At 58.7% G+C, this 23,979-nt stretch carries 20 protein-coding genes and 2 tRNA genes; 10 read left to right on the forward strand and 12 right to left on the reverse strand.

What is annotated here, in order from left to right; translation table 11 throughout:
• Nucleotides 1-14 precede the first annotated feature (14 nt).
• The 5 genes from V7756_RS03960 to sdhC form a co-directional block, all read right to left on the reverse strand.
• A complete protein-coding gene (locus tag V7756_RS03960) occupies nucleotides 15-2,849 on the reverse strand; it encodes a 2-oxoglutarate dehydrogenase E1 component (RefSeq protein ID WP_335608851.1) in 2,835 nt (944 codons plus the stop codon).
• Nucleotides 2,850-3,159: 310 nt separating this feature from the next.
• The gene (locus tag V7756_RS03965) at nucleotides 3,160-3,864 is read right to left on the reverse strand and encodes a succinate dehydrogenase iron-sulfur subunit (RefSeq protein WP_335608852.1); all 705 of its coding nucleotides are present in this window, start codon (nucleotides 3,862-3,864) and stop codon (nucleotides 3,160-3,162) included.
• A gap of 11 nt (nucleotides 3,865-3,875) precedes the next feature.
• Entirely contained in the window at nucleotides 3,876-5,648 is a 1,773-nt protein-coding gene (gene sdhA / locus V7756_RS03970) for a succinate dehydrogenase flavoprotein subunit (protein ID WP_335608853.1), read from the reverse strand.
• Nucleotides 5,649-6,020 (reverse strand): succinate dehydrogenase, hydrophobic membrane anchor protein, encoded by a 372-nt coding sequence (gene sdhD / locus V7756_RS03975; protein WP_335608854.1) that lies wholly within the window; start codon nucleotides 6,018-6,020, stop codon nucleotides 5,649-5,651.
• Nucleotides 6,014-6,400 carry a succinate dehydrogenase, cytochrome b556 subunit gene (gene sdhC / locus V7756_RS03980; RefSeq protein WP_335608855.1) on the reverse strand — a complete coding sequence of 129 codons (387 nt, stop codon included), beginning with the start codon at nucleotides 6,398-6,400 and terminating at the stop codon, nucleotides 6,014-6,016. Before sdhC ends, sdhD begins: the two co-directional genes overlap by 7 nt.
• A gap of 329 nt (nucleotides 6,401-6,729) precedes the next feature.
• On the opposite strand from sdhC, the gene gltA reads away from it, so the two are divergent.
• The 3 genes from gltA to V7756_RS03995 all read left to right on the forward strand — a co-directional run bounded on the left by gltA (nucleotide 6,730) and on the right by V7756_RS03995 (nucleotide 10,364).
• A complete protein-coding gene (gene gltA / locus V7756_RS03985) occupies nucleotides 6,730-8,004 on the forward strand; it encodes a citrate synthase (RefSeq protein ID WP_335608856.1) in 1,275 nt (424 codons plus the stop codon).
• A 385-nt stretch (nucleotides 8,005-8,389) separates the two neighbouring features.
• Nucleotides 8,390-9,265 (forward strand): LysR family transcriptional regulator, encoded by an 876-nt coding sequence (locus V7756_RS03990; protein ID WP_335608857.1) that lies wholly within the window; start codon nucleotides 8,390-8,392, stop codon nucleotides 9,263-9,265.
• A 211-nt stretch (nucleotides 9,266-9,476) separates the two neighbouring features.
• Nucleotides 9,477-10,364: an EamA family transporter gene (locus V7756_RS03995; RefSeq protein ID WP_335608858.1), complete on the forward strand. Its 888-nt coding sequence runs from the start codon at nucleotides 9,477-9,479 to the stop codon at nucleotides 10,362-10,364.
• Between the two features lie 9 nt (nucleotides 10,365-10,373).
• Here the strand turns inward: V7756_RS03995 and V7756_RS04000 are convergent, their stop codons facing one another.
• Nucleotides 10,374-10,625, reverse strand: a complete 252-nt coding sequence (locus V7756_RS04000; RefSeq protein ID WP_335608859.1) for a YkgJ family cysteine cluster protein — start codon at nucleotides 10,623-10,625, stop codon at nucleotides 10,374-10,376.
• Between the two features lie 52 nt (nucleotides 10,626-10,677).
• Complete coding sequence (locus V7756_RS04005) at nucleotides 10,678-11,544, reverse strand: NAD(P)-dependent oxidoreductase (RefSeq protein WP_335608860.1); 867 nt, start codon at nucleotides 11,542-11,544, stop codon at nucleotides 10,678-10,680.
• A 120-nt stretch (nucleotides 11,545-11,664) separates the two neighbouring features.
• Between V7756_RS04005 and ppnP the strand changes: the two genes are divergently transcribed.
• Nucleotides 11,665-11,946: a pyrimidine/purine nucleoside phosphorylase gene (gene ppnP, locus V7756_RS04010; protein WP_335608861.1), complete on the forward strand. Its 282-nt coding sequence runs from the start codon at nucleotides 11,665-11,667 to the stop codon at nucleotides 11,944-11,946.
• Between the two features lie 20 nt (nucleotides 11,947-11,966).
• On the opposite strand, the gene V7756_RS04015 is transcribed toward ppnP, so the two are convergent.
• Nucleotides 11,967-12,410 carry an acyl-CoA thioesterase gene (locus V7756_RS04015; protein WP_335608862.1) on the reverse strand — a complete coding sequence of 148 codons (444 nt, stop codon included), beginning with the start codon at nucleotides 12,408-12,410 and terminating at the stop codon, nucleotides 11,967-11,969.
• A gap of 138 nt (nucleotides 12,411-12,548) precedes the next feature.
• On the opposite strand from V7756_RS04015, the gene V7756_RS04020 reads away from it, so the two are divergent.
• Nucleotides 12,549-14,813, forward strand: coding sequence for an Orn/Lys/Arg decarboxylase N-terminal domain-containing protein (locus V7756_RS04020; protein ID WP_442908945.1), 2,265 nt, complete (start codon nucleotides 12,549-12,551; stop codon nucleotides 14,811-14,813).
• 708 nt (nucleotides 14,814-15,521) lie between these two features.
• On the opposite strand, the gene V7756_RS04025 is transcribed toward V7756_RS04020, so the two are convergent.
• A tRNA-Ala gene (locus V7756_RS04025) sits at nucleotides 15,522-15,597 on the reverse strand.
• A 41-nt stretch (nucleotides 15,598-15,638) separates the two neighbouring features.
• A tRNA-Glu gene (locus V7756_RS04030) sits at nucleotides 15,639-15,714 on the reverse strand.
• A gap of 415 nt (nucleotides 15,715-16,129) precedes the next feature.
• Between V7756_RS04030 and V7756_RS04035 the strand changes: the two genes are divergently transcribed.
• Both V7756_RS04035 and V7756_RS04040 read left to right on the forward strand, forming a co-directional pair.
• Entirely contained in the window at nucleotides 16,130-16,897 is a 768-nt protein-coding gene (locus tag V7756_RS04035) for a hypothetical protein (protein WP_335608863.1), read from the forward strand.
• Between the two features lie 60 nt (nucleotides 16,898-16,957).
• The gene (locus V7756_RS04040; protein WP_335608864.1) at nucleotides 16,958-17,617 is read left to right on the forward strand and encodes a glutathione S-transferase family protein; all 660 of its coding nucleotides are present in this window, start codon (nucleotides 16,958-16,960) and stop codon (nucleotides 17,615-17,617) included.
• Between the two features lie 35 nt (nucleotides 17,618-17,652).
• On the opposite strand, the gene V7756_RS04045 is transcribed toward V7756_RS04040, so the two are convergent.
• Nucleotides 17,653-18,537: an ATP-binding protein gene (locus tag V7756_RS04045; RefSeq protein WP_442908946.1), complete on the reverse strand. Its 885-nt coding sequence runs from the start codon at nucleotides 18,535-18,537 to the stop codon at nucleotides 17,653-17,655.
• A gap of 139 nt (nucleotides 18,538-18,676) precedes the next feature.
• Between V7756_RS04045 and V7756_RS04050 the strand changes: the two genes are divergently transcribed.
• Nucleotides 18,677-21,025, forward strand: a complete 2,349-nt coding sequence (locus tag V7756_RS04050; protein WP_335608865.1) for an ATP-binding protein — start codon at nucleotides 18,677-18,679, stop codon at nucleotides 21,023-21,025.
• 21 nt (nucleotides 21,026-21,046) lie between these two features.
• Here the strand turns inward: V7756_RS04050 and V7756_RS04055 are convergent, their stop codons facing one another.
• A complete protein-coding gene (locus tag V7756_RS04055) occupies nucleotides 21,047-21,532 on the reverse strand; it encodes a glutathione peroxidase (protein WP_335608866.1) in 486 nt (161 codons plus the stop codon).
• 678 nt (nucleotides 21,533-22,210) lie between these two features.
• Between V7756_RS04055 and V7756_RS04060 the strand changes: the two genes are divergently transcribed.
• Nucleotides 22,211-23,422 carry a pyridoxal phosphate-dependent aminotransferase gene (locus tag V7756_RS04060; RefSeq protein ID WP_335608867.1) on the forward strand — a complete coding sequence of 404 codons (1,212 nt, stop codon included), beginning with the start codon at nucleotides 22,211-22,213 and terminating at the stop codon, nucleotides 23,420-23,422.
• Nucleotides 23,423-23,430: 8 nt separating this feature from the next.
• A complete protein-coding gene (locus V7756_RS04065; protein ID WP_335608868.1) occupies nucleotides 23,431-23,859 on the forward strand; it encodes a hypothetical protein in 429 nt (142 codons plus the stop codon).
• Nucleotides 23,860-23,979: the final 120 nt, after the last annotated feature.

Below are 23,979 nucleotides of genomic sequence, written 5' to 3' on the forward strand. Positions count from 1 at the left end.
GTTGTCGCCGTTGCTCAGGCAGTAAAAGCGTCTTGCAGGAGCTTTTCCTGCTGTTCCGCGTGCATGGAAGGATGGCCGCAGGCCGGCGCGGCAGAAGCCTCTCGTCCAGCGTAGTCCAGATACAGATTTTTGGTCTTGTGTTCAGCAAGTACCCGACGCATGTGATGCTGGCTGCAATACCAGGCACCCTGGTTCATCGGCTCTTCCTGACACCAGATCACTTTTTTCAGGTTCTTGTAGGGGGCCAGCACTTCGCCCAGGTCATCCTCGGGGAAGGGATAGAGCTGCTCGATACGCACGATGGCAATATTCTCGAGCTCTTCCTTGCGCCGTTTTTCAAGCAGGTCGTAGTAGACCTTGCCGCTGCACATGACCACGCGGTCAACCTTCTTCGGATCAATCGCATCGACCTCGGGGATGACGGTCTGGAACGAGCCTTCTGCCAGATCTTCCAGCGTTGAGGTCGCCAGCTTGTGACGCAGCAGCGACTTGGGCGTAAGCGCGATGAGCGGCTTGCGCAGCGGGCGTATCACCTGACGACGCAGCATGTGATAAACCTGCGCCGGCGTGGACGGTACACAAACCTGGATGTTGTGTTCCGCAGACAGTTGCAGGAAGCGCTCCAGACGAGCCGAGGAATGCTCAGGCCCCTGCCCTTCATAACCGTGCGGCAGCAGCATGGTCAGACCGCAAAGACGGCCCCACTTGTGCTCGCCGCTAGTGATGAACTGGTCAACCACCACCTGTGCGCCATTGAAGAAGTCACCAAACTGGGCTTCCCAGATGACCAGCGCATTGGGCGTGGTGGTCGCGTAACCATACTCGAAGGCCAGTACTGCTTCTTCGGACAGCAACGAATCATAGATGTCGAAACGTGGCTGGTTGTCGCTCAGCTTACGCAAGGGTACGTAGGCTCGGCCATCGTTCTGACTGTGCAGAACCGCGTGGCGATGCGAGAAGGTTCCACGGCCCACATCCTGACCGGTGATGCGAATTGGGTGCCCTTCATGCAGCAAGGTGGCGTACGCCATGGTTTCGGCAAAACCCCAGTTCAGCGCGAGCGCGCCGGCGGCCATTTTGCGACGGTCTTCGACGATCTTGCTGACCTGACGCTGCAGTACCAGGCCATCCGGCAGGTCAGTCAGCTTGTTGGCCAACTCCTGCAGGGTCTTGAGGTCGAAGCTGGTATCGTGACGCGCGGTCCACTTGTGGTTCAGGTAGGGAGCCCAATCGACGAAAGAGCTGCTATCGGGCTCCTTGACCAGACTCTTGACTACGTGATCACCATTGTCCAACGCGTTGCGGTACTCCTCGAAGTACTCCTGAACCTCATCCTTGGTCAGGATGCCTTCGCTTACCAGACGGTCAGCGTAGATCTCGCGAGTGGTGGGGTGTTTGGTGATGATGTCGTACATCAGCGGCTGGGTGCCGGACGGCTCATCCGCTTCGTTGTGACCGCGACGACGGTAGCAGACCAGGTCGATCACCACATCGCGCTTGAACTGCATGCGGTAATCGACCGCCAGCTGGGTAACGAACAGCACGGCTTCCGGATCATCGCCGTTGACGTGAAAAATCGGCGCCTGAATCATCTTGGCCACGTCGGTGCAGTACTCGGTAGAGCGCGCATCGTCCTGGCGGCTGGTGGTGAAGCCTACCTGGTTGTTGACCACAATGTGGATGGTGCCGCCGGTCTTGTAGGCCCGGGTCTGTGACATCTGGAAGGTTTCCATGACCACACCCTGACCAGCAAATGCCGCATCGCCATGGATGCTGATCGGCAACACCTTGTCGCCGGTGGTATCCAGACGACGGTCCTGACGGGCACGCACCGAACCCTCGACTACCGGAGAAACGATCTCCAGGTGAGATGGGTTGAATGCCAGCGCCAGATGCACTTCGCCGCCAGAGGTCATGACGTTGGAGGAGAAGCCCTGGTGGTACTTGACGTCACCCGAGCCCATGTCCACTTTCTTCTTGCCTTCGAACTCGTCGAACAGCTCGCGCGGGTTCTTGCCAAGGGTGTTGACCAGCACGTTAAGGCGACCGCGGTGGGCCATGCCCAACACGACTTCCTGGTTGCCGTAGGAGCCTGAACGCTGAATGATCTCGTCGAGCATGGGGATCAGGCTTTCACCGCCTTCCACACCAAAGCGCTTGGTACCGGGGTACTTGGTACCCAGATACTTTTCCAGCCCTTCTGCGGCGGTCAGGCGCTCCAGGAGATGGCGCTTGGTGTCGGCGCCCAACTGCGGACGACCGCGCACACTTTCCATGCGCTGCTGAAACCAGCGACGCTGGCTGGAATCAACGATGTGCATGTACTCGGCGCCAAAGGTCGAGCAGTAGGTGGTCTTCAGACCTTCGAGGGTGTCACGCAGGCTTGCTTCACCCGTTCCGAACTGCAGTTCACCGGTACGGAACACGGTGTCCAGATCAGCTTCGGTCAGGTCGTAGTCAGACAGCGTAAGGTCAGCAATCTCTTCGCGCTTCCACAAGCCCAGGGGGTCGAGCTTGGCAGCCTGGTGGCCACGCATGCGGTAGGAGTGGATCAGGCGGAGGACGTCGACCTGCTTTTTCTCGTGCTCGCTGCTGACCTGGCCAGCGGTGGCCTGCGGACGTCGATTGCCCTTGGAAAGCGAGAGAAAATGGTCGCGAATAACGGAATGAGGAACATCGGATCCGGCATGACCGTTGACTTGCGGCAGCTTCTGGAAATAGCCGCGCCACTCTTCGGCAACACTGTTCGGATCTTGCAGGTAGAGCTCATAAAGCTCTTCAACATAGGAGGCATTCCCACCGGATATGTGAGACGTGCTCCACAGCTGCTGCATTTCGCTGTCTGGCATGCTTGGTCACCCTTTTATCGGGGACACCATCTGGCGCAAAGACCATTAATTGGCAAGTAACGCTCTGCCATCCGCGCAGAAATATGTGTTGTGGTCGCGGGGGCAGTGTCGCTGCCTCCTGCCTTGCTGCCACATATTCCGTCGTACGGAAAATTGCCGGCCCCGACAGATAGTTCGGGTGTTACCCGATTGCCCCTGTTGGTTTAGGTACATACAAACCGCGGCTTTTTGGGCTAGCGGTCCGTCTTAAAACTGTCCGACTCCTTGTAGCAGGAGTCGGCTCAGGCCAACTTAATGCAATTACAGCCGATCAGGTACCGCTTTGCAGCAACATGTTGCGAATATGTCCAATGGCCCGCGTCGGGTTGAGACCCTTGGGGCAGACATTGACGCAGTTCATGATGCCACGGCAGCGAAATACGCTGAACGGATCATCCAGGGATGCCAAACGTTCATCAGTCTTCTCGTCACGGCTATCCGCGAGGAAGCGGTAAGCCTGCAACAGACCAGCGGGACCAATGAACTTGTCCGGATTCCACCAGAAAGAAGGACAGGAGGTGGAACAGCAGGCACAGAGAATGCACTCGTACAGGCCATCCAGCTTTTCCCGCTCTTCGGGAGACTGCAGACGCTCGATAGCCGGCGCCGGCGTGTCATTTTGCAGATACGGCTGAACTTTTTCGTACTGCTTGTAGAAGATGCTCATATCTACAACCAAGTCACGAATTACCGGCAAACCGGGCAAAGGACGCAGTACCAGCTTGTTTTTCTTCACTACAGCAGACAGTGGCGTGATGCAGGCCAGACCGTTCTTGCCGTTGATGTTCATGCCATCGGAGCCGCAAACGCCCTCGCGGCAGGAGCGGCGATAGGCCATGCCCACGTCCTGCTCCTTGATCAGCGCCAGTACGTCCAGAACCATGACATCCTTGCCACCGGTGTCGACCTGGAAGTCCTGCATGAACGGAGCGCTGTCGGTTTCGGGGTTATAACGATAAACACTTACTTGCAACATATCGGTCACCCTTAGTAGGTACGCACTTTAGGTTCAAAGGCAGGCACTGTCTTCGGCGAGAAGTTGACTCCACGCTTCTCCAGCTGCTTGGTCTCGGGCATGTACAGGCTGTGGCACAACCAGTTCACGTCGTCGCGATCTTCGTAATCTTCACGCGCATGCGCACCGCGGCTTTCGGTGCGGGCCTCCGCGGCGATCGCAGTGGCCTCAGCCACTTCCAGCAGATTCTGCAGTTCCAGCGCTTCGATACGCGCAGTGTTGAATGCCTGACTCTTGTCGTCGATCTTGACGGTAGCAATGCGCTCACGCAAATCGGCCAACTGAGAGATACCCTTCTGCATGAACTCGCCGGTACGGAACACACCGAAGTAGTTCTGCATGCAGTTCTGCAGCTCTTTACGCAGTGGCGCAACCTCTTCACCGGCGCTACGCTCGTTCAGGCCAGCGAGGCGGGCCATGGAAGCGTCGATATCCGATGCAGAAGCGGCACGGTAGTCGATACCTTCTTTCAGTGCGCTTTCCAGATGCAGGCCGGTCGCACGACCAAATACCACCAGATCAAGCAGCGAGTTGCCGCCCAGACGGTTGGCACCGTGCACCGATACGCAAGCCACTTCACCTACCGCGAACAGGCCTTCGACGATCTTGTCGTTGCCGGCGGCGTCGCGGGTAATCGCTTGACCATGGATATTGGTAGCGACACCACCCATCATGTAGTGACAGGTCGGAACCACCGGAATGGGGGCCACAACAGGGTCAACGTGGGCAAAGGTCTTGGACAGCTCACAGATGCCCGGCAGGCGGCTGTGCAGCACTTCTTCACCCAGGTGATCCAGTTTCAGCATCACGTGGTCGCCATCCGGGCCACAGCCGTTACCGGCGAGAATTTCCTTGACCATGGAACGGGCAACCACGTCACGACCGGCAAGATCCTTGGCGTTGGGCGCGTAGCGCTCCATGAATCGCTCGCCATCCTTGTTGATCAGGTAACCACCTTCACCACGGCAACCTTCGGTCACCAGGGTGCCGGCGCCAGCAATGCCGGTGGGGTGGAACTGCCACATTTCGATATCCTGCACCGGCACACCAGCGCGCAGCGCCATGCCAATACCGTCGCCCGTGTTGATCAGGGCATTGGTAGTAGAGGCGTAGATACGGCCCGCACCACCGGTGGCCAATACAGTGGCCTTGGAGCGAATGTAGGCAGTCTCGCCGGTTTCGATGCAGATCGCGATCACACCGACGATGGCGCCGTCCTGGTTCTTGACCAGATCGACCGCATACCATTCGTTGAGGAAGGTCGTGTTGTGCTTGACGTTGTTCTGATACAGCGTGTGCAGCAGCGCGTGACCGGTACGGTCAGCAGCGGCGCAGGTACGGGCAGCCTGGGTAGGATTGTCCGGCCCCTTGGACTGACCACCGAACGGACGCTGATAGATGCGGCCCTGCTCGGTACGCGAGAACGGCAGACCCATGTGCTCAAGCTCGAATACCGCTTCCGGACCAACGGAGCACATGTATTCGATAGCGTCCTGGTCACCGATGTAATCGGAACCCTTGACGGTATCGTACATGTGCCAGCGCCAGTCATCGTTCGGATCGGCAGAAGCGATGGCGCAGGTAATGCCGCCCTGGGCGGATACGGTGTGCGAGCGCGTCGGGAACACCTTGGTTACCACGGCCGTCTTGTGACCGCCCTGAGCCAGTTGCAGCGCTGCGCGCATGCCGGCACCGCCACCACCAATGATGATGGCATCAAAAGTCAAAGTACGCATGTTAGACATTTATTGAATTCCCCACAGGATCTGCACGCCCCAGACAAACAATACAAACATGGCAAGACCACAGGCCGCCTGGAACAGGAAGCGGACTACGGTGGCAGATTTGCCCAAGGCCATGGGAGTCAGGTAGTCGGTGGAAATGGTCCACATGCCGACCCAGGAGTGAACACTGAGGGCAACCAGGGTGAGCAGACTGAAGATGCGCATCCAGTTCTGGCTGAACAACCCCTGCCAGTCGGCGTAGGTCAGGTTGGGATGAGCAATCAGATAACCGAGCAGAAAAAGCACATAGGCGGCGAGCAGAACGGCAGACACGCGCTGTGCCATCCAGTCATACAAACCACTGCGCGACAGGTTGGTGACGCTGGTTACCATATCCACACCCCCACAAGAACAATCAGAATGACAGAAACAACGAGCACTATCTTCGAGCCGAGGATGCCGCTCTCGAGCCCTTCACCTACGCCAGCGTCCATTATCAAATGGCGCACACCGGCGACCAGGTGATAGAGCAGCGCAGAGAGAATGCCCCAAATGACCAGCTTGGCCAGGGGGTGCTGAAGACAATCCTGTACCTGTTCAAAACCGCTTTCAGAACTCAGGGAAACATCCAGCATCCACAGCAGAATCGCAATGGAAAGAAACAGGATGATGCCCGAGACGCGGTGAAGAAATGAGGTAACGCCTGTGACAGGAAGTTTGATTGTCCTGAGGTCTAGGTTGACGGGTCTTTTGCTATTCACGGCTATATTCACACTCATGGCCCTGTGGGCAGGGCTGGATTATAGGAAGGTGTGCAACCCTGCACTGCAGCCACTGTTCAGAGGCCCTGCGAGTCACTTTGCCGGTCAAGGAGTATAGAGACTTGGGTCATTGATTACAATGCAACAGCTTGTTGCAGAGCGCTTAGAATCGCCGATACCCGCTATCTGCCAAAACACATTTACAAGTCCATTAAAAGCTTTTAATTGGGCTTATTTCCTTTCACTATCGGTACAATTGACAAACCGATTTATCACCTTATAGTGATGCGGGCCCTGCGTGGGGGGTCACCTTTTCGATACAGCAAAACAGGAGGCCATCAATGGCTGACAAAAAAGCGCAATTGATCATCGAGGGCGCTGCCCCCATTGACCTACCGGTCTATTCAGGGACCATGGGTCCCGATGTTGTGGACGTTCGCGGCCTCACTGCAGAAGGCGTATTCACTTTCGACCCTGGCTTTATGGCCACTTCGTCCTGTGAATCCAAAATCACCTATATCGACGGCGAGAAGGGCATACTTCTGCACCGCGGCTATCCTATTGATCAGCTTGCAGAAAAAGCCGACTTCCTGGAAACCTGCTTCCTGCTGCTCAAGGGCGAACTCCCCACCGACGAAGAAAAAGCCAAATTCGACAGCACCATCAAGAATCACACCATGGTGCACGAGCAACTCAAGACTTTTTTCAACGGTTTCCGCCGCGATGCGCACCCGATGGCCATCATGTGTGGTGTGGTTGGCGCCCTGTCTGCCTTCTATCACGATTCGCTGGACATTAATGATGCTCACCACCGTGAAATTTCGGCCATTCGCCTGATCGCCAAGATGCCGACCCTGGCTGCCATGGTGTACAAGTATTCCATGGGCCAGCCCATGATGTACCCGCGTAACGACCTGAGCTATTCCGAAAACTTCCTGCACATGATGTTCAACACACCCTGTGACGAGAAGCCGATCAGCCCGGTACTATCCAAGGCGATGGACCGCATTTTCGTGTTGCACGCAGATCACGAACAGAACGCCTCCACCTCCACCGTACGACTGGCCGGCTCTTCCGGCGCCAACCCCTTCGCCTGTATCGCAGCCGGCATTGCCGCGCTGTGGGGACCAGCTCACGGTGGCGCGAACGAAGCCGTACTACGCATGCTGGATGAGATCGGCGATGTATCCAACATCGAGAAGTTTGTTGCCAAGGCCAAGGACAAGGACGATCCATTCAAGCTGATGGGCTTCGGTCACCGCGTTTACAAGAACTTCGATCCGCGCGCCAAGGTCATGAAAGAGACCTGCGACGAAGTGCTGGCCGAACTGGGGATCAACGATCCGCAGCTGGAACTGGCCATGAAGCTGGAAGAGATCGCGCGCAACGATCCCTACTTCAAGGAACGCAACCTGTATCCGAACGTAGACTTCTATTCGGGCATCATCCTCAAGGCGATCGGCATCCCGACCGAGATGTTCACGGTCATCTTCGCCACCGGCCGCACGCCGGGCTGGATTGCCCACTGGAACGAGATGATCAGCGGGCCGTACAAGATTGGCCGTCCGCGCCAGCTGTACACTGGCCCAACCCAGCGCGACTACCCTTCCAAGTAAATCGCTGCCTGGCAATAAAAAACCCGCTCCGGCGGGTTTTTTATTTCGTGAGCCCCGTGGCAGGGGCTGCACCAAGCTCCGCTTTCTAACACCAATATTAGAGCCCTACCGCAGTTAACGGCCTGACGGGCGCTTCATATAGCGATAAAGCGTTCGCACCCCGCGCGCTATTGCCTTGCAAAGACCAAAAGGTGGCATGGCCGGCATATAGAATTCATGCATTGGCCGTTGAACGGGCATCTCTCTTTTTTCGGTATCGTTTTTTTCCTCGACTCCCATGCTGGCAACCTCTTCTGGTAATGAAATGCCAGCTTCGCGCGCCTAGCTTGTTCAATCCAACGAATTTAAATAACATGAGCTTTCAATTTAATTGAACGAGACCTCCGTGACTCTTCCCGCCAACGCCGCCCTCCCCCTGCTTGAGCTGGATGTGCTGCGAAGCTTTGTCGCCATCGCCGAGACCGGCAGCTTCACGCGCGCCGCCCTGCAAGTCCATCGCACTCCTTCCGCCGTCAGCATGCAGATGAAACGCCTGGAAGAGATGCTTGGATACCAACTGCTGCTGCGCGAGCCACGGCGTGCCAGAGTCACCACCGAGGGTGAAGCATTGCTGGGCTTTGCCCGGCGCATGCTCAATCTCAACGAAGAAGCCTTGAGCCAGTTCCGTCATCCCGAACTCACCGGCCGCGTTCGTCTTGGCACATCCGACGACGTGGGCACACGGATACTGCCCACCGTATTGAGCGGCTTTGCCCGTGCCTATCCCGGCGTGCAGGTGGATGTGGTAGTGGGACGCAGTCTCGACATGCTTGAGCAGGTCAACAACGCCGAGCTGGACCTCGCATTGATAACCTCTGGAATGCCTTCCGCCAGCGGCAGGGTGGTATATACCGAACAGTTGGTCTGGGCCGAATGCATCGGCGGCCAGGCGGCCAATCGCAGGCCTTTGCCGCTGTCGCTGGCCGCCTCCGGTTGCGTATGGCGAGAGGCCGCGCTGGCGGCACTTGACGGTGCCGACATCGCCTACCGGATCGCCTATGTAAGCGAGCATTGCACGGGGCAACGCGCAGCCATGCTGGCTGATCTGGCGATAGCGCCCTTTCCGCGTGGACTGATCAGCAAGCCACTAAAGATAGTGGATTTGGCAGCGGGGCTGCCGCCGCTCGGGAGCTATCAGATACTGTTGGAACAAGGCAGCAATACCGGCCCATTGATCGATGCCCTGAACCGCTTCGTCAGCCAAAGCTTCGAAACGCTGTAGACCTCGCCAGCCTATGCGCGCCTACTACGCGCCCAGGGCTCCATGAAGCACCTCCCTGGCGCAGAATGCCGCGCCCGTTACAGCACAACCGCCCCCCCTGCCACCGACACTGTACAGGTGTTTGCGGGCGCCACTGTATCGCAGCAGTGCCACTCAGACATGCTTGTATAAGCCGCTGACTAAAGCCTTTCATCCCGGAGCCTGCCGCACCATGCCCGCCAGAGATCTCGGATTCGCCATGCTGGTTATCTTGGTATGGGGACTCAATTTTGTCGTTATCAAGCTCGGCCTGGACGAGCTGCCGCCGATGCTGCTGGGCGCTCTGCGCTTCACGCTCGCAGCCATTCCAGCGGTATTTTTCATTCGCCGTCCGAAGATACCCCTGCGCTGGTTACTGGCTTACGGACTGACCATCTCCTTTGGCCAGTTTGCTTTTCTGTTCTCGGCCATGTCGGTGGGTATGCCCGCCGGCCTCGCCTCTCTTGTGCTGCAGTCGCAAGCCTTTTTCACGCTGTTGTTTGCTGCCATGGTGCTGGGTGAGCGTTTCCGCGTACACAACCTGATCGGGCTGCTGATTGCTGCTGCCGGACTGCTGCTGATCGGCCTCAACAGCGGAATCGGCATGACGCTAGCCGGCTTCATGCTGACCATCTGTGCTGCCGCAATGTGGGCCATGGGGAATATCATTACCAAGCGCGTGGGCCAGGTCGACCTGGTCAGCCTGGTAGTCTGGGGCAGCCTGGTGCCCCCACTGCCCTTTCTGGCGATGTCGCTATTACTGGAAGGGCCGCAGCGCATAGGTGATGCTCTGACCAACCTCAGCCTGCAATCGGTTCTGGCGCTGATTTACCTGGCGTTCGGGGCGACGCTGCTGGGCTACAGCCTGTGGAGCCGTCTGTTATCGCGCTACCCGGCGGCGCAAGTCGCGCCCTTTTCCATGCTGGTACCGGTGATAGGCCTGAGCTCTGCCGCACTGCTATTGGGAGAGCAGCTTGGTCAGTTGCAAATGTTCGGCGCACTCATGGTCATGGGTGGGCTGGCGGTCAATGTATTTGCCGGCCGCCGCCGCGTGCCCAGCGTGGTCACCCAGAACAGCTGAATGCAACGCTCAAACAGTTTCTGCTTCCAGCCACGTGATGATGCGCATGGCATCCTCGAGGTTTTCCCCACAGATCGCCGGCTCGGCAGCAAAGCCGGCGCAGACCGCTGGACGCGCTGGCGAGTGAAAGATGGCGCAGCTCCGATCCGCCTGCAAATGCAGGCAGCGCACCCCCGCCGGCTTGCCATTAGGCATACCCGGTAGCGGCGAACTGATGGACGGGGCGATGCAACAGGCACCGCAACCCTCTCGACACTGCATTGAAAGACCTCTTGAGATGCGCTGACCCGGTCAAGGGCCGCGCATTCTAGTGCTAGCGCTTGAGTCGCGCAATCAGACTTGAAGTATCCCAACGCCCACCGCCCATAGCCTGTACGTCAGCATAGAACTGATCCACCAGCGCGGTCACCGGCAGTTGCGCTCCGTTGCGCTGTGCTTCGGCCAACACTATGGCCAGGTCCTTGCGCATCCAGTCAACCGCAAAGCCGTAATCGAATTCGCCTGCCAGCATGGTCTTGTGGCGATTTTCCATCTGCCAGGATTGCGCCGCACCCTTGCTGATGACGTCAACTACCGCCTCGCCATTCAGCCCGGCGTACTGCGCAAAATTCAATGCCTCCGCCAACCCCTGGACCAGGCCGGCGATGCAGATCTGATTGACCATCTTGGTCAACTGACCACTACCGACTGGCCCCATCAACTGCAGCATGCGGGCATAGCCCTTGATGATCGGGCGCACCAGGTCGAACACCGCCTCATCACCGCCCACCATGATGGTCAACTGGCCCTTTTCTGCACCGGATTGCCCGCCCGATACCGGCGCGTCGAGAAAGCCAACGCCCTGTTTGGCCGCAAGCGCGGCCAGCTCGCGCGCAACATCTGCCGAGGCGGTAGTATGATCAACCAGCACCAGGCCGCTGCGCGCACCCTTGAGCACGCCATCCTCCCCGGCAACTACGGCGCGGAGGTCGTCATCATTGCCCACACACAAGATCACGTAGTCCTGGTCGACCGCTGCCAGCGCAGGCGTATCGGCCGCGCTGCCGGCGTGCTCGGCCACCCACTGGCGTGCTTTGCTGGCCGTACGGTTGTACACCGTGACGTTGTGCCCGGCATGCTGCAGATGCCCTGCCATGGGATAACCCATGACGCCCAGACCGATAAAACCGATATTTGCCATGTCCTTGCTCCTACGGCCCGCCATGGCGAGCAATCCAGGTCATTTTTAATCGCCGGGCAATTGCCGGAAGCCTCGACCGCTCGGCATAATGAGCGCCCTTTCCTTCCAGGAGTATGCCCCGTGTTTCAGGTAAATCAGTATTTTGACGGCAAGGTCGCGTCCATCGCCTTCCAACAGCCAGAAGGCAGTGCCACCGTGGGCGTCATGGCGCCGGGCGAATACGAGTTTGGCACCAGCCAGCTGGAAATCATGCACGTGATCAACGGCGCCCTGACGGTCAAGCTGCCCGACGCCGAGAGCTGGACCACCTATGCGGCTGGCGAGCAGTTTACGGTTGCCGCCAACAGCCGCTTCAATCTCAAGGTCGAGCGCGACACTGCCTACCTGTGCGAGTACCGCTAAGCCCGCGCCAAGGTTGAGGTTTACTCGGGGCTGGCTTCGGTCAGCCCCTTGCCGTACTGCTCGATAAACACCTCTGGCATCCGCTTGGGTCGGCCGCTACTCAGTTCGATACAGACAAAGGTAGTACGCGCTCTGAGCAGCGTCACGCCATCGCGCTTGCGGCAGAGCTGAAAGTGCCGCGTCATGCGCAGTTTCTTGTCCCAGTGAACAATCCAGGTTGCCATCACCAGCTCATCACCTTCGTAGGCGGCAGCCAGATAATCGATTTCGTGGCGCAATACCGCCATCGCCCGGTCCAGCTCACGGTATTCAACCAGCCCCAGCCCCAGCGACATCGAGTGCTCCCAGGCGCAGCGCTCCAGCCAACTAACGTAAACGGTATTGTTGGCGTGCCCCAGCTCGTCTATGTCCGCGGCGCGAACCAGAATATCCAGCGTATGCGGATTGTGCAGATCCCAATTCAAAAGCGCATCTCCTAGGCACACGTGACCGGGTACGGCCACCTTGGTTGGATGTCCGATGGTACTACAAAGACACCTCTTTAACGGCCTTGACGTAGGCAAGACCGGGCAATCTGGCATAGGCTGAGCACATACTCACACATGCACAAGGCTGTTATGTTCAAGCACCTGAATTTCCCTATTCTGGTCATCAACCCCGCTATCGGCTTGTCGAATGTGGCAGGCACGCAACTGGACGCCCTGTTCAAGGCGCTCGATGGCGAAGGCTTTGAAGTGCTGGGCGCCGAGTCACTGGATGAAGGCCGGCTGATTGCCGAAGCCCATCGCGGACTCTCCTGCATTCTCTTTACGCCCGACAGCGACGTGGCCCTTGATGAGGTCGAGGCTCTGTTCAGCGCGGCCCACAGCCGCTCGCCGGAACTGCCGATCATGGCTCTGAGCACGCGCCAGAGCATCGCGCCAGAATTGCTCGCCGAACTGCGCGAGCTGCACCAGATTCGCGGCATCATCTACCTGTTTGAAGATACCCTGCCCTTCATCGCCGGCCAGATTGCCCGCACCGCGCGCAGCTACCTGAGCCAGCTGTTGCCGCCGTTTTTCAAGGCGCTGCTCGCCTACACAGCGCGCTCCAGCTATTCGTGGCATTCGCCCGGTCACGGCGGTGGCGTCGCCTTTCGCAAGAGTCCGGTGGGGCGCGCCTTCCACGACTTCTTTGGCGAAAACACCCTGCGTTCGGACCTTTCCGTCTCCGTGCCAGGGCTCGGCTCGCTACTCGATCACACCGGCCCTGTCGCCGAAGCCGAAGCCAATACCGCACGCACCTTTGGCGCCGACCACAGCTTTTACGTCGTCAACGGTACCTCCACCTCCAACAAGATCATCTGGCATGCCTATGTCACCCGCGATGACCTGGTGCTGGTCGATCGCAACTGCCACAAGTCGATTCTGCATGCGATCATCATGACCGGCGCCATACCCATCTACCTCAGTGGCTCGCGCAACGATTACGGGATTATTGGCCCCATTTGCCGCGAAGCCTTCAGCCCTGCTGCGCTGCAGCAACTGATCGCCCAGCACCCGCTACTTGACGGGCGCAAGCGCAAGATCAAGCTGGCCGTGCTTACCAATTCCACCTACGACGGCCTTTGCTACAACACCGAGATGATCAAGGAGCAGTTGCAGGACAGCGTCGACGTGCTCCACTTTGACGAGGCCTGGTACGGCTACGCCGCCTTTCACCCCTTCTATCACGGGCGGCACGGCATGAGCGAGCAGCCCGGCGCGCCGCGCACGCAGCACCCGCTGGTGTTTGCCACCCAGTCACCGCACAAGGTACTGGCCGCGCTCTCGCAGGCCTCGATCATTCTCGCCAAGGACAGTGCCGAGCAGCAGCTCGACCATGAGCGCTTCAACGAAGCCTACATGATGCATACCTCCACTTCGCCGCACTACGGCATGATCGCCTCCATCGACGTAGCCACCGGCATGATGGCCGGGCCGGCGGGCAGGTCATTGGTGCAGGAGACGCTCGACGAAGCCCTGTCGTTTCGCCGCGCCATGGCGCAAACTGCCGAGCAGATGCCCGAGGAGCAGTGGTGGTTCGATGTCTGGGAACCGGAATCGGCGCTCGCGAAAACCGAACTGCAGGCGACCGACTGGACCCTGGACGATCAGGCGGAATGGCACGGCTTTGGGCACATGAGCGACAACTTTGCCATGCTCGACCCGATCAAGGTCAGCCTGCTGACGCCCGGCGTGGAAGAAAAGGGCCGCCTGGCGAAGACCGGCATTCCCGCCGCACTGGTTACCCGCTTTCTTGCCGAGCGGGGCCTGGTAGTAGAGAAAACCGGCCTGTACTCCTTTCTGATCCTGTTTTCCCTCGGCATCACCAAGGGCAAATGGAGCACCCTGCTTTCGGAGCTGCGCGAATTCAAGCGTCTTTATGATCAGGACGCACCGCTGGAAGTCACCCTGCCCAGCCTGGCACAGCATCCGCGTTACCAGGGCCTGGGTTTGCGCACCCTGGGCGAGCGCCTGCACCAGTGCTACAAGAAACACAGCCTGATCAGATTGATGCGGCAGATGTACACCACGCTGCCGCAGATCAGCCTGCGCCCCGCCGACGCTTACCAGCAGATGGTCAGAGGCCAGGTGGAGTCAGTCCCTGTCAGCGCACTTGCGGGTCGCCTCAGCGCGGTCATGCTGGTGCCCTACCCGCCGGGCATACCGGTGATCATGCCCGGCGAGCGTTTCCCGCACGACAACAGCTTCATCGCGGATTACCTTGCAGCCGCCATCGAGCTTGAAGAGCAGTTCCCGGGTTTTGCCAATGATATTCATGGGCTGCGCATGGAGCAGTTTGATGAGCAGGTGAATTGGCGGGTGGATTGTTTGATTGAAGCTTGAAGCTTGAAGCTTAAAGCTTAAAATCAATGTAGGGTCGTTAGAAATACTGGCCACTCAACTAGTGGAGCTTGGCTAATTTTTTGTTTTCGCCTCTAGGCGAGCCAAGGGGGCATGCTTGCCCATGCCCCCTTAGCAATCCCCCAGGGCACCCAGCTGCGCGGCCCTGCGGGTCCGCTGCGTTGCTCAAGCTGCCGGGGACGCTTGCAAACTCGCTTCGCTCAGACACCGCAAGCGCCTTTTTCCCGGCAGCTCTGCGCTACTCGCCCCCTCAGATGGGACTATGCAGTCCGTGCAGCTGCGGGTTTTGAAGTTCAAGATTGGACCAAATAACCAAACCCGAAAGCCATACAGATCTCCAGCCTTTCGTCCCCGTTCCAAGCTGTCGAGTAACGCAGGGGTTGGGCGAATAGCGGGGCGGACTGTTTGAGCGAAGCGAGTTTCCGCGACGCCGCCCAACACCGAGTAACGCAGAGAAGCCGAAGGCCAGCTTGGGGGGGGGGTGGATTTCTTTTGGTTACCTTTTCTTTGGCCATTCAAAGAAAAGTAACTCGCCGGCAAAGGCGAAAGGCCGGCTACAAAAAGCGGCACGGAAATGAGCTAGCCACTAAACATGATCGGCAAAACGTTTAAAGCTCGCTCCAAAAAAACCAACTGCAAAGCCAAAAAAACAAACAAAAAAAAGCCGGCATAAATGCCGGCCTTATAAAATGGTGGAGCTAAGCGGGATCGAACCGCTGACCTCCTGCATGCCATGCAGGCGCTCTCCCAGCTGAGCTATAGCCCCAGGTCTTGCGACCCTGACACACTCACATGTGCCGGTAAAAATGGCGTCCCCTAGGGGACTCGAACCCCTGTTACCGCCGTGAAAGGGCGGTGTCCTAGGCCACTAGACGAAGGGGACGTATCCGGACTTCTCTGTGCCGAGGTGTTAACCCTGGCTACCTGCTGCGTGTTGTTCGCTGCAAGTGGCGCGCATTTTATGCATGGTCTGAAATATCGTCAACCCCTCAACCCAATCTTTTTTCAGGTTTTTTTCTTCAGGACCAAGCCAACAATCTGACACTGCAGATAAAGCCGCGTCAACCGAGGGCCTGAGGCAAATCGGTACAGAAGGCGGCCATCGGACCAACGGTAGAAAAAAGCTTGTCCGGTGTTGCTGTCTCAGCCATGATGCGAAAGTGATAGCTCATAGCAGAGCAAGGCGATTCAGCGCTCTGAGCGCAGGGCTATCAGTGGCGAGCGAGTGGGTAGCGGCTGAACCCGCTCCTGTAGAGAACCCGCTCGGAACCTAGGACACATAAAAGAGAGAAGAAAAAGTGTCACCACTTCTAATTGGCGGTTTGCTGGCAGCCGGGCTGCTGGTTCTTATCAGCATCGGGTTCATCAGCCACGGATTGGAACGCGCTCGCCTGGAGCGCGCGCGCCAAGCGGCGGAGATCTCTGCCCGTATCAAGATTGGCAACGGCATCATGGCTGCGTTGCCCGGTCAGTTCCTGCCAGCAGAACTCGGCACCCTGCTGCTGCACATTGAGGTCCAATTGCTGGAGAAGCTGGCGCGCATCAACAAGAATGCGGAGGACGTCAACAAACGTCTGGCCGCTTCTCGCGCGCAGCTTGAGCAGAACCAACCCCCGAGCAACGCGCCAGTCACCTTGGATACCGAAGCAAAGGGCAAAGAGGCCCGCATCCAGCTGGAGAATCTGCACAAACAGCTACAACAGGCCGAGGCCGATGGCCTGATCGACAAGGCGGCGTTGAAAAAGTGGTCGGCACAGATCCGCCAATATCTGGTGACAGCCACTCTCGACACCTTCAATGCTACCGCCAAGCAAGGCATGCAACAGGGCAAGCCTCGCGTTGCCAAACTCCAATACGAGCGCGCCATTGCCTACCTGACCAAACTGAACAACCCGGCATTCAATGAGCATCTCAAGCAGTACCATGCGTTGTTGCAGCGCGCCCAGGCAGCAGTGATTGCGCAGGACCAGGCACCTACCGGAGCGCCCAGCGAACTGGATGCCGGCATGGAAGAAATGGAGAGCGCTGACGATCTCTGGAAAAAGAAAGCCGTTTACGACGATTAACCTTCAAATGCGGCGGGTCCTGGCCCGCCGAGCCCGCAGATAGCCCATACGGAAAACCCAATGGCCCTGACCCTCTACGGCGCCATACTGTCGCCCTTTGTACGCAAGATTCGCATCCAGCTCGCCGAGCAGCAAATCGAATACCAACACCAACACATTCCGCCGCGTGGCAAACCCGACTGGTACACCGAGATCAGCCCGCTTGGCCGCATCCCCGCAATCAAGGACGGTGATTTCACCCTGGCCGACTCCGCCGTTATCGGCCAGTACCTGCAGGACAGTCGCGGCGGTGAGCCACTGTACGGAACCACTCCGGTTCAGAGTGCCCGCGTGCGCTGGCTGGAAAAATACGCCGATTACGAGCTCGCGCCCTTCAGCACCTTCGCGGTGTTTTTTCAGCGGGTGGTGGCGCCCAACTATGGCGAGCAGACCGATCAGGCATTGATTGACGCAGCGCTGCAGCAGCATCTGCCGCCGCTGCTGGATTATCTGGAAAGCGAGTTGGGCAATGGACCCTATTTTCTGGGCCAGCAATTCAGCATGGCGGATATAGCGGTAAGCTGTCAGCTGATCAACATGGCGCACGGTGGCGAGCTGATAGACGAGTACCGCTGGCCCGGACTCTCATCTCTGCTCAGCCGGGTAACGTCGCGCTCCAGCGTCTCTGGTCTGCTGCCGGCGGAACATCAACTGGTAGCCAAGCTCACCGGTCGGCTTTAAATCTGTAACAACGCGGGGCCCACAGCCCCGCACTATCAGCCCAACAACTGCCGCCCTACCCAGGCACGGGCAAACTGGTAGGCGCAGCGCCCATTGCGGTTGCCACGCCCGGTTGCCCAGCGGATAGCCTCTTTCTGCAACTCCTCGGTCCACTCCCACTGCAAAGCGTGCTCCTGCGCCAACTGCGCGAGCCAATGCTGCACCACGTTCAGATAGTGCTCCTGCGAGAAAGGGTAGAACGACACCCAGAGACCGAAGCGATCCGACAGTGCCACTTTCTCCTCGACCGCCTCGCCCGGGTGAATCTCACCATCCACCTGGCGCGCTGCCAGATTGTCGCTGGCCTGCTCCGGCAGCAAGTGCCGCCGGTTGGAGGTGGCGTACAAGAGAATGTTTTCCGGGCTGGCCTCAACTGTTCCATCAAGCACCGTTTTCAGTGCTTTGTAACCGCTATCGCCCGCCTCGAAAGCAAGATCGTCGCAGAACAGCACAAAGCGCCAAGGCTGCCCGGCCAGCAGCGGCAGCAAAGGCGACAGGTGCACCAGATCTTCCTTGTCGACCTCGATCAGGCGCATACCCTGGCCGGCATATTCGCTCAGCAGCGCCCGCACCAGTGACGACTTGCCAGTGCCCCGCGCGCCCCACAGCAACGCGTTGTTGGCCGGCAGCCCGGCAACGAACTGGGCCGTATTGGCCTGCAGCATTGATTTCTGTCGCTCGACCCCAACCAGGTCCGCAAGCCGCGTCTGCAGATCGACCTGCAACGGCTTGAGCGACACCCGGCCCGCTTCAAAGCTCCAGCGCGCGGCAAAGCAATGTTCCCAATCAACGGACTCAGCCACCGCCGGTAGCGTGGTTTCAAAGCGCTCGATAAAATCCATTACCCGCTGCATGAAAACCGGCGCAGTTACTTCAGACATTGCACTCTCCTGGCACGCCAAATCATGCAAGAATGCCACGCCGCAGCAAAACCGGCCAGCCAGGCACAGCATGGGTCTGCATAGGACCGATAGTGCGCTAAGCTTCTGAGATCGAACCAAAAGGATCGTAGTTGCCCATATGGACATCCGCCTGACCAACCGCCTGTCATTCAAGCAGACCCGCCTCGGGGTGCTGGCAGCATTTATTCTCGGCACCTTGTTGGGGCTGATACAGGTGATGGTCGATTATCGCTCCGAAGACGCCGCCATAGACGAGGCGGTGCAGGCGCAGATCAACGTCAGCCTGGGGCCGGCTTCGCGCATTGCCTACAACATCGACGCCGAGCTGGCGCTGGAGCTGGTGAACGGCTTGCTGCAAGCGCCGCCGGTGATTCGCGCCGAGATCATCGACAACAATGGCATTGCCCTGGCCAGTGTCAGCCGCCCGATGGCCACCAGCCGTTACCGGGTTGTCAGCGATGCGCTGTTCAAGCGCCGCCGCGACTACTCGCATCCGCTCTATGTAGAACACGCGCCCAACGAATTGCTGGGCCACCTGGTGATCGAGGTAGACACCTTCCACCAGGGCGCCAGCTTTTTGCGCCGCGCCGGGCTGACCATGCTCTCGGGCTTCATTCTCAGCCTGGTGCTGTCGCTGATTCTCATGGTGCTGTTCTACGGCATGCTGACCAAGCCGCTGGTACGCCTGATCAACGACCTGTTGAACATGAAGACCGAAGGCGAGCGTAGCCGCCTGCCCTGCCCCGATGGTCACGAGCGCGACGAGATCGGCGCTCTGGTCGAGGTAATCAACCGTCAGCTGCAAAGCATCGACGTCAACATGCGCCAGAAGTTGCGCGCCGAGGAGCGCCTGCGCAAGTACCTGGAAGAGCTCGAAAGTATCGTCGAGTCGCGCACCAATGAGCTGCAGGAAACCAACGCCCAGCTGCGTCGCTCGAACCAGGATCTGGAGTATTCACGCGAAGAGGCGCTCGACATGGCGCGCGCGCGTTCGGCATTTCTGGCCAACATGAGCCACGAAATTCGTACGCCGATCAATGGCCTGCTGGGCATGATCGGCCTGACGCTCGACAGCCCGCTGAACAACGAGCAGAAACAGCAACTGTCCATCGCCTACGATTCCGGCAAGGTACTGGTCGCACTGCTCAACGACATTCTTGATCTGTCCAAGTTCGAAGCCGGCAAACTGCAGCTCGAACGCATCCCCTTCGATCTTGGCGCGCTGCTGGAAGAAACCGCCAGCCTGCTGTCGCAGAATGCCGGCAAGCAGGATATCGAGCTGACCTGCCGCATTGACCCGCGCCTGCCCGGCATGCTGCTTGGCGACCCCACGCGCATCCGGCAGATCGTCAGCAATCTGCTGTCCAACGCGCTGAAGTTCACCGAACAGGGACATGTGGCATTGACGCTCGGCCTGGAGCGCGGCGGCACTGCCGATCAGCACGTGCGCATCACCGTCTCCGATTCCGGCATAGGCATCGCCGAAGATGCCCTGGAGAGCATATTCTCGCCCTTCACCCAGGCCGATGCGCATATTTCACGACGCTTTGGCGGTACCGGTCTGGGCCTGGCGCTGTGCAAGAGCCTGACCGATGCCATGGCGGGTGATCTGACCGTCACCTCGACCCTGGGTCAGGGCAGCAGCTTCAGCGTATTGATTCCGCTGGCCTCCTACGAACAGCAGCCGGCATTCCCAACCCCAGCGCCGCGCTCGGTGCTGATCTGGAACCAGAGCAGCCATTTACAGGGCCAGGTGCTGGACGAGTTACTGCGCAGTTGGGGCATGACCTGTCAGCTGATTGATTACCAACCGCTGAGCCCCCTGCCGCAGGTATCCGACAATATCGATTTCTGGCTGATTGACAGCCCCATACTGGCGCAACGGCTCGCGGCATTGCAGCCAGATACACCGCGCCTCCTGGTTTGCAGCTACAGCCGCCTGCTGCCTGCCGACAAGGCCCAGCAGTTCGGGATTCGCCAACAGGTTGCCTCACCGCCTTCCCGGCGCCGCCTGGCGCAGGCAATAGATGAGCTGTTCGGCGTTCTCAGCGACAAGCAACCGGCAAACGAAAATACCGTACTGCCTATCGGCCAACGCCTGCTGCTGGTAGAGGACAACGCCGTGAACCAGATGGTCGCCAAGGGCATGCTCAGCCGCCTGGGCTACGAAGTAGACCTGGCCGAACATGGCGAAATCGCGCTGAGCATGCTGGAAGAAAATGATTACGCGCTGGTCCTCATGGACTGCAACATGCCGGTGCTGGACGGTTACGAAACCAGCCGCCGCATGCGCGCCGATCCGCGCTGGCAGCACTTGCCGATCATTGCGCTCACAGCCAACGCGCTGCATGAAGATCGCCAACGCTGCCAGGAAGCTGGCATGAGCGATTACCTGGCCAAGCCCTTCAAGCGCGAAGATTTACAAAGCATTCTGCAGCGCTGGCTCAGCAAGCCGCCGGGCAACTGAGCCAGCTTTGTTGCTGAGAGTTCAGCTCAACAACGCCTCGATATCGGCGCGCAAATCTTCCGGTTTGGTGGTGGGCGCATAACGCTTGACTACCTTACCTTGGCCGTTAACCAGAAACTTGGTGAAATTCCACTTGATGCCCTTGCTGCCCAGCAAGCCCGGCGCCTGGGATTTGAGCTGCACAAACAGGGGATGCGCCTGGTCGCCGTTCACGTCGATTTTCTTGAACAGCGGAAAGCTCACACCGTAATTCAGCTCGCAAAACTCGGAAATCTGGCCCTCATCACCCGGCTCCTGCGCGCCAAACTGGTTGCACGGAAAGCCTGCCACCCGCAGCCCCTTGGCCTGATAGTCCTGCCACAAAGCCTCCAGCCCCTTGTACTGCGGGGTAAAGCCGCACTTGCTGGCGGTATTGACCACCAGATAGGCCTTGCCATCCAGGTCGGCCAGGCAGCTTTCACGGTTGTCGATGGTGGTACAGGGGATCTGTAGCAGTTGGTCCGCCATGGGGGATGCTCCTTGGGAGTATTGTTAGGTGAGGTCAGTACAGCTTAGCGCATATTAACTTGCATGCAATTTATTTGCGCGCAACTTAAAATAGGCATGGCGGCGCTCATAGAAAGCGCACGCAACCGGCGGCTGCTTTTCTCTGGCAAACTCAAGCACCAGTTAGGATTTGAATCAGCAAGAAAGCCCTGCAGTTGTTTTCCTGTCTCTAAGCGATGTGCTTTGCTGGTTCGATCACCTGCAATGCTGATGCGAATGAGGACTGGCTGAATCGCACAGCGACGAGTTTGTGAGCGGCCGGCGAGGTGTATCCCCGGCGGATCGAGCAACGCAGCGAACCCGTAGCGCCGCGCAGCTGGGTGCCCTGGGGGATTGTTAAGGGGGCATGGGCAAGCACGCCCCCTTGACTCGCCTAGAGGCGAAAACGCTGATTAGCCTACCGCCGCAAGTTAACACAGTGCTTCGCAGCCTCCGTGCCTTTATGCATTTCAGTCAAAACCCACAAACACCAATACAGCTGCACACTTTCTGCATTTTCCCCACCCAGAATCACTAACACAGGCTTTCACAGGTAGCCACGCAAGACGTATGATGGTCGTTTTCCAATCGCTCAGGGATGGCAGTCCATCACCCCCTCCCTGACATGCTCATCAGCCCTGGATCCACAAGGTAAGCACCATGCAGGTTAGCAAGTCCAACAAATTGGCCAACGTCTGCTACGACATTCGCGGCCCAGTGCTGCGGCACGCCAAGCGCCTCGAAGAAGAAGGCCATCGCATTCTCAAGCTGAACATCGGCAACCCTGCGCCCTTCGGTTTTGAAGCGCCGGAAGAGATCCTGCAGGACGTTATCCTCAACCTGTCCACGGCCCAGGGCTATAGCGACTCGCGCGGTCTGTTCTCTGCCCGCAAAGCAGTAATGCACTACACCCAGACCAAGAACATCCCCAATGTCGGCATTGATGACATCTATCTGGGCAACGGCGTGTCCGAGTTGATCGTCATGGCCATGCAGGGCTTGCTCAACAACGGTGACGAAGTGCTGATCCCGGCGCCGGACTACCCGCTTTGGACCGCTTCTGTCAGCCTCTCCGGCGGCAAGCCGGTGCACTATCTGTGCGACGAGCAGTCGGACTGGTATCCCGACATTGAAGACATTCGCAGCAAGATCACCAGCAACACCAAGGCGCTGGTGATCATCAACCCCAACAACCCCACCGGCGCCGTGTACCCGCGCGAGGTGCTGGAGCAATTGGCCCAGGTAGCGCGTGAAAACGACCTGATTCTGTTTGCCGATGAGATCTACGACAAGATCCTGTACGACGGCGTCGAGCACGAGTCAGTCGCGGCCGTGGCACCGGACGTGCTTTGTCTGACCTTTAACGGGCTGTCCAAGTCGTACCGGGTAGCTGGCTTTCGTTCAGGCTGGATGATCATCAGCGGGCCCAAGCAGCACGCCAAAAGCTATCTGGAAGGGCTGGAGATTCTCGCCTCCATGCGTCTGTGCGCCAACGTGCCGGCGCAGCACGCGATCCAGACTGCGCTGGGCGGCTATCAGAGCATTAACGATCTGATTCTGCCTGGCGGTCGCCTGCTCGAGCAGCGCGACACTGCCTGGGAGTTGCTCAACGAGATTCCCGGCGTCAGCTGCACCAAGCCCAAGGGCGCGCTCTATCTGTTCCCGCGGCTCGACCCCAAGGTCTACCCGATTCACAACGATGAAAAGATGGTGCTCGACCTGCTGCTGCAGGAGAAAATCCTCATCGTGCAGGGCACGGCCTTCAACTGGCCCTGGCCGGACCATTTCCGTATTGTCTCGCTGCCGCGCAAGGACGATCTGGAAATGGCCATCGGGCGTATCGCCAACTTCCTCAAGACCTACAAGCAGTAAGGCGCTGCGTGGCTGACCTGCACATAGAAGACTTCCACCAGGATGTGGCGCGCATCCTGGTGGCGCTGTACAACCGCTTCCCGCAGCCTGCGGCGCTCTTTGTCAGCGATCTGATTGGCGAACACGAGCCCGATGCCTTCGGCGTGCCCGCCCCGCGTCAGTTGGCCTGTTTCAGCGCCATGCTCTGGCTCGCCGACGAAGGTTTCTTGCGCTATGGCGACACCATCCGCCAGGAAGCCATAGACCAGGCCTGCCTCAGCGAACGTGCATTCGTATTGCTCTCACGCGCCGAGCCTGGCGAGCGTGACCCCGCCCTGCCGGCCAGTATTGCCCGTCAGCGCGCCACCCTCGCCCAACAGCTGCGCGACGCCATCAACAGCGGCTCCAGCAGCCTGGTGTACGAGACGGTGCAGCGCTGCTTTATCCGCAACAGCTGAGCACCATCCTCTATCCAAAACCGGCCATGACATTTTTTGTCATAGAGTCGACGTTGAAAGCTCACCTCTCGTGCCCAATATAAGCTCAGAATAGAGCCTCGCCTGCATCGTCCGGCGAGC

Origin of the sequence: Halopseudomonas sp., from assembly GCF_036961105.1 — a bacterium.
Classification (GTDB): Bacteria; Pseudomonadota; Gammaproteobacteria; order Pseudomonadales; family Pseudomonadaceae; genus Halopseudomonas.

Bases quoted from the DNA above. Each gene is read 5' to 3' on its own strand.
- V7756_RS03960 (WP_335608851.1), bottom strand. From the start codon at position 2,849: ATGCCAGACAGCGAAATGCAGCAGCTGTGGAGCACGTCTCACATATCC.
- V7756_RS03965 (WP_335608852.1), bottom strand. From the start codon at position 3,864: ATGTTGCAAGTAAGTGTTTATCGTTATAACCCCGAAACCGACAGCGCT.
- sdhA (WP_335608853.1), bottom strand. From the start codon at position 5,648: ATGTCTAACATGCGTACTTTGACTTTTGATGCCATCATCATTGGTGGT.
- sdhD (WP_335608854.1), bottom strand. From the start codon at position 6,020: ATGGTAACCAGCGTCACCAACCTGTCGCGCAGTGGTTTGTATGACTGG.
- gltA (WP_335608856.1), top strand. From the start codon at position 6,730: ATGGCTGACAAAAAAGCGCAATTGATCATCGAGGGCGCTGCCCCCATT.
- V7756_RS03995 (WP_335608858.1), top strand. From the start codon at position 9,477: ATGCCCGCCAGAGATCTCGGATTCGCCATGCTGGTTATCTTGGTATGG.
- V7756_RS04000 (WP_335608859.1), bottom strand. From the start codon at position 10,625: ATGCAGTGTCGAGAGGGTTGCGGTGCCTGTTGCATCGCCCCGTCCATC.
- V7756_RS04005 (WP_335608860.1), bottom strand. From the start codon at position 11,544: ATGGCAAATATCGGTTTTATCGGTCTGGGCGTCATGGGTTATCCCATG.
- V7756_RS04020 (WP_442908945.1), top strand. From the start codon at position 12,549: ATGCACAAGGCTGTTATGTTCAAGCACCTGAATTTCCCTATTCTGGTC.
- V7756_RS04040 (WP_335608864.1), top strand. From the start codon at position 16,958: ATGGCCCTGACCCTCTACGGCGCCATACTGTCGCCCTTTGTACGCAAG.
- V7756_RS04045 (WP_442908946.1), bottom strand. From the start codon at position 18,537: ATGTCTGAAGTAACTGCGCCGGTTTTCATGCAGCGGGTAATGGATTTT.
- V7756_RS04050 (WP_335608865.1), top strand. From the start codon at position 18,677: ATGGACATCCGCCTGACCAACCGCCTGTCATTCAAGCAGACCCGCCTC.
- V7756_RS04055 (WP_335608866.1), bottom strand. From the start codon at position 21,532: ATGGCGGACCAACTGCTACAGATCCCCTGTACCACCATCGACAACCGT.
- V7756_RS04060 (WP_335608867.1), top strand. From the start codon at position 22,211: ATGCAGGTTAGCAAGTCCAACAAATTGGCCAACGTCTGCTACGACATT.